The sequence below is a fragment of the Brevundimonas sp. genome (assembly GCF_013912065.1).
GTDB lineage: Bacteria > Pseudomonadota > Alphaproteobacteria > Caulobacterales > Caulobacteraceae > Brevundimonas.
The window spans coordinates 1-12,185 of the sequence record NZ_JACESA010000013.1; the positions used below are offsets into that span (position 1 = coordinate 1).

15 protein-coding genes are annotated in these 12,185 nt (G+C 68.2%); 3 read left to right on the forward strand and 12 right to left on the reverse strand.

Going from position 1 to position 12,185, the window contains the following annotated elements:
- On the forward strand, positions 1-587 hold a 587-nt coding region (locus H2037_RS11890), incomplete at its 5' end, for a PD-(D/E)XK nuclease family protein (RefSeq protein WP_292122096.1).
- 153 nt (positions 588-740) lie between these two features.
- Positions 741-1,076 carry a thioredoxin gene (gene trxA, locus H2037_RS11895; protein WP_292087954.1) on the forward strand — a complete coding sequence of 112 codons (336 nt, stop codon included), beginning with the start codon at positions 741-743 and terminating at the stop codon, positions 1,074-1,076.
- 65 nt (positions 1,077-1,141) lie between these two features.
- On the opposite strand, the gene H2037_RS11900 is transcribed toward trxA, so the two are convergent.
- A complete protein-coding gene (locus H2037_RS11900; protein WP_292122098.1) occupies positions 1,142-2,740 on the reverse strand; it encodes a cellulase family glycosylhydrolase in 1,599 nt (532 codons plus the stop codon).
- A gap of 121 nt (positions 2,741-2,861) precedes the next feature.
- Between H2037_RS11900 and H2037_RS11905 the strand changes: the two genes are divergently transcribed.
- Positions 2,862-3,071, forward strand: a complete 210-nt coding sequence (locus tag H2037_RS11905; protein WP_292122102.1) for a hypothetical protein — start codon at positions 2,862-2,864, stop codon at positions 3,069-3,071.
- A 6-nt stretch (positions 3,072-3,077) separates the two neighbouring features.
- Here the strand turns inward: H2037_RS11905 and H2037_RS11910 are convergent, their stop codons facing one another.
- The 11 genes from H2037_RS11910 to H2037_RS11960 all read right to left on the reverse strand — a co-directional run bounded on the left by H2037_RS11910 (position 3,078) and on the right by H2037_RS11960 (position 12,089).
- A complete protein-coding gene (locus tag H2037_RS11910) occupies positions 3,078-4,364 on the reverse strand; it encodes a folylpolyglutamate synthase/dihydrofolate synthase family protein (protein ID WP_292122105.1) in 1,287 nt (428 codons plus the stop codon).
- 5 nt (positions 4,365-4,369) lie between these two features.
- Complete coding sequence (locus tag H2037_RS11915; protein WP_292122109.1) at positions 4,370-5,266, reverse strand: acetyl-CoA carboxylase carboxyltransferase subunit beta; 897 nt, start codon at positions 5,264-5,266, stop codon at positions 4,370-4,372.
- A gap of 9 nt (positions 5,267-5,275) precedes the next feature.
- Positions 5,276-6,118 (reverse strand): tryptophan synthase subunit alpha, encoded by an 843-nt coding sequence (gene trpA / locus H2037_RS11920; protein ID WP_292122112.1) that lies wholly within the window; start codon positions 6,116-6,118, stop codon positions 5,276-5,278.
- Complete coding sequence (locus H2037_RS11925) at positions 6,115-6,585, reverse strand: hypothetical protein (RefSeq protein WP_292122114.1); 471 nt, start codon at positions 6,583-6,585, stop codon at positions 6,115-6,117. Before H2037_RS11925 ends, trpA begins: the two co-directional genes overlap by 4 nt.
- Positions 6,582-7,799 (reverse strand): tryptophan synthase subunit beta, encoded by a 1,218-nt coding sequence (gene trpB / locus H2037_RS11930; RefSeq protein ID WP_292122393.1) that lies wholly within the window; start codon positions 7,797-7,799, stop codon positions 6,582-6,584. The genes H2037_RS11925 and trpB overlap by 4 nt, the downstream gene beginning before the upstream one ends.
- Positions 7,800-7,861: 62 nt before the next feature.
- Positions 7,862-8,500: a phosphoribosylanthranilate isomerase gene (locus H2037_RS11935; protein WP_292122117.1), complete on the reverse strand. Its 639-nt coding sequence runs from the start codon at positions 8,498-8,500 to the stop codon at positions 7,862-7,864.
- The gene (locus tag H2037_RS11940; protein WP_292122119.1) at positions 8,497-8,910 is read right to left on the reverse strand and encodes a type II toxin-antitoxin system VapC family toxin; all 414 of its coding nucleotides are present in this window, start codon (positions 8,908-8,910) and stop codon (positions 8,497-8,499) included. Before H2037_RS11940 ends, H2037_RS11935 begins: the two co-directional genes overlap by 4 nt.
- The gene (locus H2037_RS11945) at positions 8,907-9,170 is read right to left on the reverse strand and encodes a type II toxin-antitoxin system prevent-host-death family antitoxin (protein ID WP_292122121.1); all 264 of its coding nucleotides are present in this window, start codon (positions 9,168-9,170) and stop codon (positions 8,907-8,909) included. The genes H2037_RS11940 and H2037_RS11945 overlap by 4 nt, the downstream gene beginning before the upstream one ends.
- 18 nt (positions 9,171-9,188) lie before the next feature.
- Positions 9,189-10,403, reverse strand: coding sequence for an FAD-binding oxidoreductase (locus H2037_RS11950; RefSeq protein ID WP_292122123.1), 1,215 nt, complete (start codon positions 10,401-10,403; stop codon positions 9,189-9,191).
- 31 nt (positions 10,404-10,434) lie between these two features.
- Entirely contained in the window at positions 10,435-11,139 is a 705-nt protein-coding gene (locus tag H2037_RS11955; protein ID WP_292122398.1) for a pseudouridine synthase, read from the reverse strand.
- A gap of 38 nt (positions 11,140-11,177) precedes the next feature.
- A complete protein-coding gene (locus H2037_RS11960; RefSeq protein WP_292122125.1) occupies positions 11,178-12,089 on the reverse strand; it encodes a class I SAM-dependent methyltransferase in 912 nt (303 codons plus the stop codon).
- Positions 12,090-12,185 lie beyond the last annotated feature (96 nt).

Genomic DNA, 12,185 nt, shown 5'->3' on the forward strand with positions numbered 1-12,185 from the left:
CGCCGTCGCGGATGGAGGGGTCGATCCGCATCCCCGCCCCCTCGCCCCTGGCCCGCAGCGCGGCCGGCGGGACTTCTTTGGGTCGGTTCCAGCGCGGCGACCTGATCCACCGCCTGCTGGAACGCCTGCCCGAGATCGTCCCCGCCGACCGCCCCGACGCCGCCCGCCGTCTGCTGGCGCGCGAGACCGATCTGGACGAGACCCAGCGCGTCGAAATGGTCGCCGCCGCCTTCTCGGTCCTGGACGACGCCCGCTTCGCCCCCGTCTTCGGCCCCGGCTCTCGCGCCGAGGTGGCCCTGACCGGGTCCGCCGCCGAACTGCCCTCCGGCGTGGCGATCAACGGCCGTATCGACCGGCTGGTGGTGACGCCCGACCGGGTCCTGGTCGTCGATTACAAGACCAACCGCCCCGCCCCCGACGCGGTCGAGGCGGTCGATCCCGCCTATGTGCTGCAGGCCGCCGTCTATGTCGCCGTGCTGAAACGCCTCTACCCTGACCGCCCGGTCGAGGCCGCCCTGGTCTGGACCGACGGGCCTAAGCTGATGCCCATCCCGGAGACGATGCTGGAGGCGGCGCTGAACGCCTGACGCCCGTCACCCTCGGGTCGAGCCCCAGGGTGACGGAGGGTGGGAAGGAGGAGTTGAATTGCCCGCGATTCGCTCCCACATCTCCACCCGAACCCGGATGAACCGGACAACCCCATTCGCGCTCGCCCCGACGCGGCGCCCAAGGAGCCATTCATGGCGACTGTGAAAGTCACGGACGAAAGCTTCGACGCCGATGTCCTCAAGGCGTCCACCCCTGTGCTGGTGGATTTCTGGGCCGAATGGTGCGGTCCCTGCAAACAGATCGGCCCGGCGCTGGAACAGATCGCCGACGAACTGGGCGGTCAGGTCACCGTGGCCAAGATCAATATTGACGACAGCCCGATGACCCCGTCCAAACTGGGCGTGAAGGGCATCCCGACCCTGATGCTGTTCAAGGACGGCCAGATGACCTCGATGAAGGTCGGCGCCATGCCCAAGGGCAAGATCGTCGAATGGCTGGCCGAGGCCGGCGTCAAGGCCGACGCCTGATCCTTCCGCCACCTTGAAGATCGAACGCCCGCCGGTTCCGACCGGCGGGCGTTTTCGTTTTCGCCTTACGGCCGGACCGTATCGATCTCCACGAGCACCACGTCATAAGTCTTCATCGGGACGTTCAATCGCCCGCGCCCGTCGGCGCCGACGGTGACGGACCGGACCTTCGGCGTGTCGCGCGTCAGGTCGTTCAGTCGCTGCAGCTGGGCGGCGTCCAGTTCGGTCGGCGCCCCCATCTCCAGATAGGCGGTATAGGCGTCGTTCGAGCGGAAACCGACCCGGCGGACCGTGGCCTGATGCACGCCCGGCGTCAGGTTCTCGACGACGATGTCCAGCGGCGCCGCCGTCGATGGTTCCCGGATCTGGCGGAAGAAGGGCCGGTTGCTGACCGGCTGATCCGGCAGTTCATAGCGCCAGGCCAGGACCTGAACCCTATCCTCCTTCAGCGCGGCGATGCTCTGGGCGTCGCCGGTCTCCAGCTCGCGGTCGCCCAGGCTGTTCAGATATTTGTAGGCGAAGAAGGTCGGCTTTCGCACGCCCTGCGGCGTCATCAGGCCGAAGCCGCCGTCGAACGGCTTGGTCTGCGGCCCCGGCTCCTCGAACAGGTCGCTGAAGGCCCAATAGCTCATGCCTTGAACCAGCCCCTCGCTCTCGCGCAGCTTGGTCAGGATGTAGGAGGCCCCGAAATAGTCGTCGTGGATCGGATCGCGCGGATTATAGCTGGTGCTCCATTCGGTGAAGAACAGCGGCAGCCCCGGCCGCGACGAGGCCTCGATCTCGGCCCGCACCTTGCGCACGTCGGAGACCACGGCGTCCGGCGCCCGCGACAGCTTGTTGTCCCCCTCGCCCTTCTCGTCCAGGAAGCCGCCCTCGACCCCATAGGTATGGGTGGCGATGAAATCGACCGGCAGGTCGTGCTGGTCGGCATAGGCCAGGAACTCAGGCACCCAGGCCGCGCCGGCTGTGGCCGGGCCGCCGACCCGCAGCGCTGGATCCACCGCCTTGATGGCCCGCGCCGTGCGGCCGTAATAGTCGAAATAGGCCGCCTGATCCGCCCGCTCCCAGAAGCCGTCCAGGTTCGGCTCGTTCCAGAATTCGAAATACCAGGACCGGACCTCCTCGGCGCCGTAGCGGTCGACCAGATGGCGCACGAAGGCGTCGATCAGGCCGGTCCATTTCTCCGGCTGCGGATGGGAGGTATTGCCCTTCCAGTAGAAGATGGTCTGGTCCGAGGTCTTCATCGCATCCGGCGTGAAGCCCAGTTCGATGAAGGGTTTGATCCCCATGCCCAGCAGCCGGTCGTACAGCTGGTCGATCCGCGTCCAGTCATAGACTGGCCGCCCGTCCACCTCGCGATAGACGCCCATGTCGTCGTGGAAGATGTCGTGGAAGCGGATGTAGCGGAACCCCAGTTCGTCACGCACCGTCTCCAACTGCGCCAGGGCGTCCTCGCGCCCCGTCGTGCCCGGATAGTCGCCGCCGACCGACAGATCGGCCATCCGGTCGCGCGGTCGTCCCGCCGCGGCGGCGTCGATCACCAGGGTCCGGGCGGCCGAAACTTCCGTCTCGCTTGCCTGCGCCCAGACCGGGCTCGCCGAGGTCGCGAGCAGCGCCCCCGTCAACGCCAGCCCCGTCCATCCCGTTCGCATCAGTCCACGCATCGCTTCCACCCATGATATTGTTTTCAGCATTGGTAGCGCTAACACCAATGAAGGGCAATCCGTAGAAGGCGGGCGCGATACCGGCGGGGCGCGGCGACCTGCGATGTGCTATGGTGTCGAGATGAGCCAAGACGACGACGCCACCGCCCCCTCCGTCTCGCCCGACGAGACGGAAGATACGCCTACGGACGAAACCCCGGTCCAACGCGCCCTGCGTCTGAAGAAGGCCGCGCTCGACGCCCGGCCCAAGGCTCCGCGCGGCGGCCGGTTCCAGCGCGAACAGAACGCCCGCATCGCCGCCGGCAAGTCCCGCCCTTGGATGAGCAAGTAGGACCCGTCAGTCCGGCCAGGTCTCGCGACTGGCGCCCAGCACCTCGCCGGCCAGATACAGCGAGCCGCAGATCGCCACCCGCCCGGCGCCGAGCCGCAGCGCCAGGTCCAGCGCCTCGCCCACCGAACCGGCCGGGGTCGCCGCCAGTCCATGCCCGCGCGCCACGGCCGCCAGGGCCGCCGGCTCGGCCGCCGCGCCCTCGAAACCGACGGTGAAGACCGTAGCCCCCGTGTCCTTCAGCGCAGCGAAGAAGCCGCCCGCGTCCTTGTTCGCCAGTATGCCGCAGATCAGGGCCAGCGGACGCGGCGCCCGCGCCTGACGATCTCCCAGAAAGGCGGCCAGCGCTCGCCCGGCATGGGGATTATGCCCCCCGTCCAGCCAAAGCTCCGCCTCCGCCGCCCGCGCCGCCTCGCCATAGGGACCGGCCGCGATCCGCTGCAGCCGCGCGGGCCAGCGTACAGCCTTCAGCCCCTCGGCGATGGCGGCCTCGGGCAGGTCCAGCTCCAGCGCGGCGGCGACCGCGACGCCGGCGTTGTCGATCTGATGCGCGCCCGCCAGCCCCGGCGCCGGCAGATCCAGGAACCGTTCCTGGTTCTGGAACACCATCCCGCCCCGCTCGGCCCAGGCGTCGAAATCCACCCCCATGACCGTCAGGGGCGCATGCATCGCCTGGGCGGCGCGTTCGATGGCGGCCATGGCGGTCTCCTGCTGGCGCGCGATCACGCCGGGCGCCCCGGGCTTCAGCACGCCGGCCTTCTCGCCCGCGATCCCCGCCAGGTTCGTGCCCAGAAACTCGGCATGGTCGTAGTCGATGGGCGCGATCACGCTCAGCAGCGGCCGTTCGATCACATTGGTCGCGTCCAGCACCCCACCCAGCCCGACCTCGATCACGGCCAGGTCGGCGAGCGTCTCGGCCATGGCCAGAAAGGCGGCGGCGGTCGTGCTTTCGAACACGGTGGCCTCGCTGCCCGTCTGAGACATGGCGGCCTCGATCCGGTCGAGGATCGCGTTCAGATGATCGTCCTCGATCAGCCTGCCCGCCAGCCGTATCCGCTCGTTGAACCGCACCAGATGGGGCGAGGTATAGGCATGGACCCTCAGACCCGCCGCCTCGGCGATCGCCCGGATCATGGCGACGGTCGATCCCTTGCCGTTGGTGCCGGCGACATGGACCACCGGCGGCAGCCTGTGTTGCGGATCGCCGAGCGCGGCGCACAGGGCCTTCATCCGGTCCAGCGACAGATCGATCCGCTGCGGATGTCGGGCGCGCAGCCTCTCGGAAATCGGGTCCAAGGCCGTCAGGCCGCCTGACGGGTTCCGCCCATCAGCATGGACAGGATCTGGCCCAGGACGCGCGGCAGATCGGCGCGCACCACGACGCGGTCGACCATGCCCTTTTCCTGCAGATATTCGGCGCGCTGGAAGCCCGGCGGCAGTTTCTCGCGGATGGTGGCCTCGATCACGCGCGGACCGGCGAAGCCGATCAGGGCCCCCGGCTCCGCCAGATGCACATCGCCCAGCATGGCGTAGGAGGCGGTCACGCCCCCCGTCGTCGGGTCGGTCAGGACCACGGCATAGGGCAGTTTGGCGTTCTTCAGCTCTTCGATGGCCAGGGTGGTGCGCGCCATCTGCATCAGCGACAGGGCCCCTTCCTGCATCCGCGCGCCACCGGCGGCGGTGAAACAGATCATCGGGACCTTGCGGGCCACGGCCTCGCGCGCCGCCTTGATGAAGGCCTCACCCGCCGCCATGCCCAGCGACCCGCCCATGAAGGTGAAGTCCTGGACGATCACCACGGCCTCCTGGCCGCCGACGACGCCATAGCCGATGGCCATGGTGTCCTTGCGCCCCGCCGCCTTGCGCGCCGCGTTCAGGCGGTCCTTGTACGGCTTGCCGTCGGAAAATTTCAGCGGGTCTTCCGGCACGTCGGGCGTGTCGACGGCCTCGTATTCGCCGTCGTCGAAGGTGGCCTTCAGCCGCGTCGGGGCGTCGATCCGCATATGGCGGCCCGAGGGCGTCACCCACAGCGAGGCTTCCAGGTCCGAGCGATACAGCATCTCGCCCGTATCGGGGTCCTTGACCCACAGATTGTCGGGGGTGTCGCGGCGCGAAACGATCTTGCGGACGCCGGGCGCGAAACGGCTCAGCCAGCCGCTGCGCTTTTCCTGGGGTTGGGGTTTGTTCTTGTCGACCATGGCGGGCTCTTAGACGGTTTCCGCTGGGGAAGCACTACTGACGACCGATCGAACCGCGTCTCCCAGGGCCTTGACCCTGGCCAGAACACGCGGCGCGGCCGGTTCGTTCGCCTCCAGGGCGGCGGCGACCTCGTCCACCAGGGCGGACCCCACCACGACGGCGTCGGCCACCCGCGCGATCTCGGCGGCGCGTTCCGGCGTCTTGACCCCGAACCCGACCGCGACCGGCAGGCCCGAGGCCTTGCGCACCCGCTCCACCGCCGGCGCCACCGCCTCGGCGTTCGCCTCCTTGACGCCGGTCACGCCGGCCACGGCGACATAATAGACGAAGCCAGATGTCCCCTGGACCACGATCTTCAGCCGGTCGTCGTCCGAGGTCGGGGTCGCCAGCCGGATCAGCGAGATCGAGACCTTGTCCAGCGCCTCGATCAGCGGCCCGGCCTCTTCGGGCGGACAATCGACCACGATCAGACCATCGACGCCGCAGTCGGCGGCATAGGCGGCGAAGGCGTCATAGCCCAGGCTCTCGATCGGGTTCAGATAGCCCATCAGGATGATCGGGGTGGCGTCGTCGCCCCGACGGAATTCGCGCGCCAGATCCATGGTGGACCGCAGGCCGAAGCCGGCCTTAAGACCCCGGATCGCCGCCCGCTGGATCGGCGGCCCCTCGGCCATCGGATCGCTGAAGGGGAAGCCCAGTTCGATGATGTCGGCCCCGGCGTCCGGCAGTCCCTTCAGGATCGCCAACGCCTCGTCCCGCGACGGATCGCCCCCCATCACATAGGGGATGAAGGCCGCGCGGCCCTCGGCCTTCAGCGCGGCGAAACGGGCGTCGATACGGGCGGTGGTCATTGCGGCGTGGTCTCGGCAGGCGGCGTTTCGGGCGTCGGCGTTGTCACAGTCGCGCAGACGTCGCCGGGGATGGTGGTCAGGGCGAAATAGCCGGGCGTCTGGTCCGTGACCGCCTGGGTCTCGTCATAGAAGGCCAGCATCTGCAGCCCGTCGCAGCCGCCGCCGTCCCGCCGGCGCACGAAGACCACCAGATTGTCGCGACCGTCCGCCGACAGCCAGCCCATTTCGCCCAGCCGCGCCATATAGGCTTCGCCCAGGGCGTTCATCGTATTGACCGGCGCGGTGACGCAGAAGGCGATCCGGGCCAGTTCGGGCTTGCCGCCGCAGTCGGGCGCCCGGGCGGCGCCGGGCAGGATCAGTTGCTGGGCGGCCTCGGCCGCCTGGTCCTGCTGGGCCAGGGCGCGAACCGGCGTGACCGGCGTCGGCGCCGCCAGGACGGCCGACAGGGCGACGAGGGCTGCGATCACAGCTCCACTCCCAGATGTTTGGCGACCTGGAAGATGTCCTTGTCGCCCCGGCCCGACATCAGCAGGACGATGTCCCCGCCCTTGCCCACTTCGCGCGCCACTTCGCCGGTCCGCGCCAGGGCGTGGGCCGGCTCCAGCGCCGGGATGATGCCTTCCAGCTTCGAGCACAGCTGGAAGGCCTCCAGCGCCTCATTGTCGGTCGCCGAGCGATATTCGGCCCGGCCGATGTCATGCAGCCAGGCGTGTTCCGGACCGATGCCCGGATAATCCAGACCGGCCGAGATCGAATGGCCCTCGACGATGTTGCCGTCGTCGTCCTGCAGCAGATAGGTCCGGTTGCCGTGCAGCACGCCCGACCGCCCGCCCTTCAGCGACGCCGCGTGATCGGGCGTATCCAGGCCGTGGCCCGCCGCCTCGACCCCGATCAGGCGCACGGGCTCGTCGTCGATGAAGGGGTGGAAGGCGCCGATGGCGTTCGACCCGCCGCCGATACAGGCCACCACCGCCTGGGGCAGATGGCCGATCTGGGCCATCGACTGGGTCTTGATCTCCTTGCCGATCACCGACTGGAAGTCGCGGACCATGGCCGGATAGGGGTGCGGACCCGCCGCCGTGCCGATGATGTAATAGGTGTCCGACACATTGGTGACCCAGTCGCGCATGGCCTCGTTCATCGCGTCCTTCAGGGTCGCGGCGCCGGCCGTGACCGAGAAGACCTCCGAACCCAGCAACCGCATGCGGAACACGTTCGGCTGCTGCCGCTCGACGTCCACCGCCCCCATATAGACGGTGCATGGCAGGCCGAACCGCGCCGAGACGGTGGCCGAGGCCACGCCGTGCTGACCGGCGCCGGTCTCGGCGATGATCCGCGTCTTGCCCATGCGCCGGGCCAGCAGGATCTGGCCCATGCAATTATTGATCTTGTGCGCGCCGGTGTGATTCAGGTCCTCGCGCTTCAGCCAGATCCGGGCCCCGCCGAAATGTTCGGTCAGGCGTTCGGCGAAATACAGCGGGCTCTCGCGCCCCACATAATGGGTCAGGAAACCGTCCAGCTCAGCCTGGAAGCTCGGGTCCGCCTTGGCCGCCTTGTAGGCCGCATCCAGCTCGTGGATCAGCGGCATCAGGGTCTCGGCGACGAACTGCCCGCCGTAAGGTCCGAACCGCCCCTGCGCGTCCGGCCAGGCGTAGGTGTTCGACAACGGCTGACCAGGGATCGGGGCTTGGATGGGAGTTTGAGCGTTCACGAGTCCAACTTTCACGCGGGGTGGCGTCGTAATTACGACCGGCGCGCGTTTTGGATGAAGGCCGCGATCCGGTCGGCGTCCTTAACACCCGGCGCGCTTTCGACGCCAGAGGAGACGTCCAACATCGGCGCCCCGGTGATCCGCAACGCCTCGGCCACATTGTCGGGGTTCAGCCCCCCTGCCAGGAACCAGGGATGGCGAAACGCCCGGTCGGCCAGCAGGGTCCAGTCGAAACTATGCCCCACTCCGCCCGGCAGGACCGAACCCTCCGGCGGCTTGGCGTCGAACATCAGGTGATCGGCGTGATAATCCCATTCGTCGGCCGCGAAGAAGTCGTCGCCATGCCGGATGGGCAGGGCCTTGATCACCCCGGCGCCTGTCCGAGCCCGCACGCCTTCCGCCCGCGCGGGCGTCTCCGATCCGTGCAACTGGATGAAGTCCGGCTTCAGCGTCCGCGCGATCTCGTCCAGCAACGCGTCGTCCGGATCGACCGTCACCGCCACGATCTTCGCCCGCCCCCGCGCCCGCGTGAACAGGGCGGCGGCCGCCTCAGGCGCCAGATGACGCGGGCTCTTGGGAAACACCACCGCCCCCACGAAATCCGCACCGCCGTCCAGGGCGGCGTCCAGCGTGTCGGGGGTGGTCAGGCCGCAGATCTTGATGGCTGTCATGGCACGATCACAGTCAGTCCGATGTCGGTCGCAACCTTGGCCATATCCTCGTCAAGGGTCGCCAGGCTGCAGCCATGCCTCGCCGCCAGCGCGAGATGAAGCCCATCGGGCGCGCGCAGCCTCACGTCATTCCGGACCAGACGCCGGGCTTCCCACATATCGCCGTCCAGAACCGAAAGCACGACCCTTCCCCTTACCCATTGATCGAGTTGCAGTTCGAACTCGCGTCGATCTCTATCCGGCAGATTGCGCATCCGCGTCTTCACCGCCAAGGCGGTGGAAAATTCTGTCAGGGTCCAACTGCTGATGACGAAATCATCGACACCCTCAATCCAGGCCGACGCCCGCTCGGTGTGCTTGTCGGTATGAAACAGAGGGATCAGGACGCTGGTGTCCAGATAGACGGTCAAATCTCTTCGTCCCGTATCTTGCGGACCAATGTGACCGAATCCATCGCCGCCTCGGACTTGATCCGCACGCGTTTCAGCCACTCCATGTCGATCGGCCCCGACGTTGGAACGACGTCCTGCGCCGGCTCCAGCCGCGCGATCGGCACCCCGCGTCGAGTGATAGTTACGGCCTCCCCCGCCAGCATGCGATCCAGCAGCTTGGGCAGGTTGTTCTTGGCCTCGGCGACGGAGTAGCTGGACATGGCCATCAAGATAGCCATCTGAGCGCTATCTGTCTATCAGGACCGGTACAGGTCCCCGTCCGGGTCCGTCTCGCCCCGCACCGCCCGGCCGATGATCTGCGAGGCGATGACCGAATAGGTGATGCCGTTGCCGCCGAAACCCATGACGGCGTGGACATGGTCCATCCCCTCAACCGGCCCGATCTGCGGCAGGCCGGTCGGGCTTTCGCCGAAGGCCCCGGCCCAGGCGTAATCGACCTCGAACTCGATCTCGGGCAGCAGGCGGCGCAGCTTCTGCGCAATCGTTTCGCACTTGCGCTTCAGCTTCGCCTTGTCCGCGTGGGCGGTCGGCGAGGCCTCGTCCTCTCCCCCGACGATCAGCCGCCCGTCCCCGCCCATGCGGAAATAGAGGTACGGATCGGAGCCTTCCCAAACCAGCATGTCGCGCAGCCAGGCCGGGCAACGTTGCCGGGGTTTGGACGCCATGGCCCAGCTGGAGATCACCTTGGCGCCCGGCGTCGACACGCCGCGAGGAAACTCGTAGCCGCAGCAAAAGACCACCTGCTTCGCCCGCACCGCATGGCCGGCGTCGGTCAGCAGGGTCACCCCTTCCGGGTCGCTGATCGCCTCCAGAACCTCGACCGGGGAATAGACGCGCGTGTGGTTTTCCCCCGCCCGCCGCAGCAGGCCGGCCGCCAGCCGGGCGGGATCCGCGCTGGCCGAACCGTCCGAAATCAGGGCCCCGGTGCGATCCATGCCAAAGGCGTCGCGCAGTTCGGCCGGGCCGAGATAGCGGCTCCCCAACCCAATCTCCGCCCGCGCCTCGGCCTCGGCCTCCAGCGCGCGATGGCCGTACTCGTCGCCGGCCAGATAGAGCGACTGTTTGGCCTTCAGCCCGCAACGGATGCCTTCCTTGACCACGATCCGCTTCAGATCGTCCACCGCCGCGCGGGAACGCAGATAGGCGCGCCGCGCCTTGTCCGCCCCGATCCGGCCGCCCAGGGCCGTCAGGGTCAGGTCGATCTCCCACTGCAGCATGGCGGTCGAGGCCAGGGTCGATCCCATCAAAGGCGGCCGACGATCCAGCACGGCCACCGAATGATCGCGCGCCAGTTCATGGGCCATGAAGGCGCCGCTGATCCCGGCGCCCACCACAGCGACATCGACGGCGATCGCCTTGGTCAGCGCCTGTGTCTTGACCCCCAGGCCGGGACTGTCCGCCCACAGCGACCGCCCTGTCCTCAGATCCCGTTTTATGGTCGCGCCGATCATTATAGCTCCGCTCCAGCGTAGCCATAGATCGTCAGCTGCCGGTCGGTTCCGAGAAGATCGTCGCGATCTCGTCCGGGCTGAGCAGCCGCCACTGCCCCGGCGCCAGATCGGCCGGCAGGACCAGCCCCCCCATCCGCTCGCGATGCAGGGTCTCGACGTGGTTGCCGACGGCGGCGAACATGCGCCGCACCTGATGATAGCGGCCCTCCGTCACCGTCAGCAGGGCCTCGGTCGGCGACACCACCTCCAGAATGGCCGGCGCCAGCGGCTTGTCCTCGCCCTCCAGCACCAGTTCGCCCGAGGCGAACAACGCCCCCTCCGTCCCCGCCAGCGGCCGCGCCAGCCCGGCGCGATAGACCTTGGCCACATGGCGTTTGGGACTGATCACCCGATGCAGCAGGTCGCCGTCGTCGGTCAGCAGCAGCAGGCCCGTGGTCTGCTTGTCCAGTCGCCCGATGGTCGAGATGGCCGGATCGCGCGACCGCCACCGTCCCGGCAGGATGTCATAGACCAGCGCCCCTTCTTCCTTGTGCGAACAGGTCATGCCCAGCGGCTTGTTCAGCACGATGACCAGGCCCTGGACCGGGTCCAAGGGTTCGCCGTCGATCTCCATCCGCGTCGGCAGGTCCGGCGTCACCGGAATCCGCTTCGACACGTCCGTCAGATCGGCTCCGTCCAGCACGATCCCGCCCGCCTTGGCCATCCGCGCCATCTCGGCCCGCGAGCCGTAACCCATCGAACCCAGCAGGCGATCGACGCGAGAGGTGGGGGTCTTCACTTCACCGCCTCGAACAGCTTGTACCCGCCCGCATCCGCGACCAGCCGCACCCGATTGAACGCCGCATTCAGTTCGGCCTCATACGGCAGGTGCCGGTTCGCCACGATCCAGGCGACTCCGCCCTTCTTCAGCAGTTCGGCGGCTTTCCGAATGAAGGCCTGCCCCAGCCGACGATCCTCGGCCCCGCCGTCATGGAAGGGCGGATTGCTGACGACGAAGTTCAGTTCGGCGTCTGAGGTCAGCGTCCGCACATCGCCCCATTCGACGGTCGCGCGCGGGTCCTCTACATTCTTCCGCGCCGCCTCGACCGCCCGGCGATCCAGGTCGATCAGCCGCAGCGACGTCACCGCCGCCGACCGCAGGGCCACCGTCGCCAGAGCCCCATAGCCGCAGCCCAGATCCGCGCCTGCCCCCTTCAGCGCCGGCATATGCTGGGCCAGCAGGGCCGAGCCCGGATCAATCCGGTCCCAGGCGAAAATCCCCGGCTGCGACCAGGCCTCCAGCCCCGGCACAATCCGGGGCGCGCCGTCGGCGACGGCCTCGTCGATCCCGGTCAGGGTCTGCGGCTTGATGACGATGCAGCGGCGATGGTGCGCCTTGGCCGTCTCCCCGACTTCGACGCCGAAGCCCGTCAGCTCCTTCTTCAGCCGCGACCCGCCCTTGTCCTTCAGGGCCATGACGTCCAGTCGCCCCCCGACCTTCAACGCCTTCAGCGCCAGGGCCAGAGTGTAGCGCCGCTCCAGCACGCCGGGCGGGGCATAGATCATGATGTCGTCGACCGACCCCTCGGGCACGGTCTCCAGCGCGGTGGATCCGGGGATCAGGGGCGAGGTCTGGATCGCGGCGCCCGGTCCAGTGCTTGGCGGATCGAAGACGACCGGCGGTCGGCCGTAAAGAAGCGTGGTCATGCCCGCCCCTTAGAGGCTAGGGACGAAAATCGCCAGCCGGAGGGCGTTCCGCACGCCTCCCCATCCCCATGCACCGTCATCCTAGGCCTTGCGCCT

Coding starts and splice junctions, on each gene's coding strand:
- trxA (WP_292087954.1), top strand. CDS start 741: ATGGCGACTGTGAAAGTCACGGACGAAAGCTTCGACGCCGATGTCCTC.
- H2037_RS11900 (WP_292122098.1), bottom strand. CDS start 2,740: ATGCGTGGACTGATGCGAACGGGATGGACGGGGCTGGCGTTGACGGGG.
- H2037_RS11905 (WP_292122102.1), top strand. CDS start 2,862: ATGAGCCAAGACGACGACGCCACCGCCCCCTCCGTCTCGCCCGACGAG.
- H2037_RS11915 (WP_292122109.1), bottom strand. CDS start 5,266: ATGGTCGACAAGAACAAACCCCAACCCCAGGAAAAGCGCAGCGGCTGG.
- trpA (WP_292122112.1), bottom strand. CDS start 6,118: ATGACCACCGCCCGTATCGACGCCCGTTTCGCCGCGCTGAAGGCCGAG.
- H2037_RS11935 (WP_292122117.1), bottom strand. CDS start 8,500: ATGACAGCCATCAAGATCTGCGGCCTGACCACCCCCGACACGCTGGAC.
- H2037_RS11945 (WP_292122121.1), bottom strand. CDS start 9,170: ATGGCTATCTTGATGGCCATGTCCAGCTACTCCGTCGCCGAGGCCAAG.
- H2037_RS11950 (WP_292122123.1), bottom strand. CDS start 10,403: ATGATCGGCGCGACCATAAAACGGGATCTGAGGACAGGGCGGTCGCTG.
- H2037_RS11955 (WP_292122398.1), bottom strand. CDS start 11,139: ATGGGTTACGGCTCGCGGGCCGAGATGGCGCGGATGGCCAAGGCGGGC.
- H2037_RS11960 (WP_292122125.1), bottom strand. CDS start 12,089: ATGACCACGCTTCTTTACGGCCGACCGCCGGTCGTCTTCGATCCGCCA.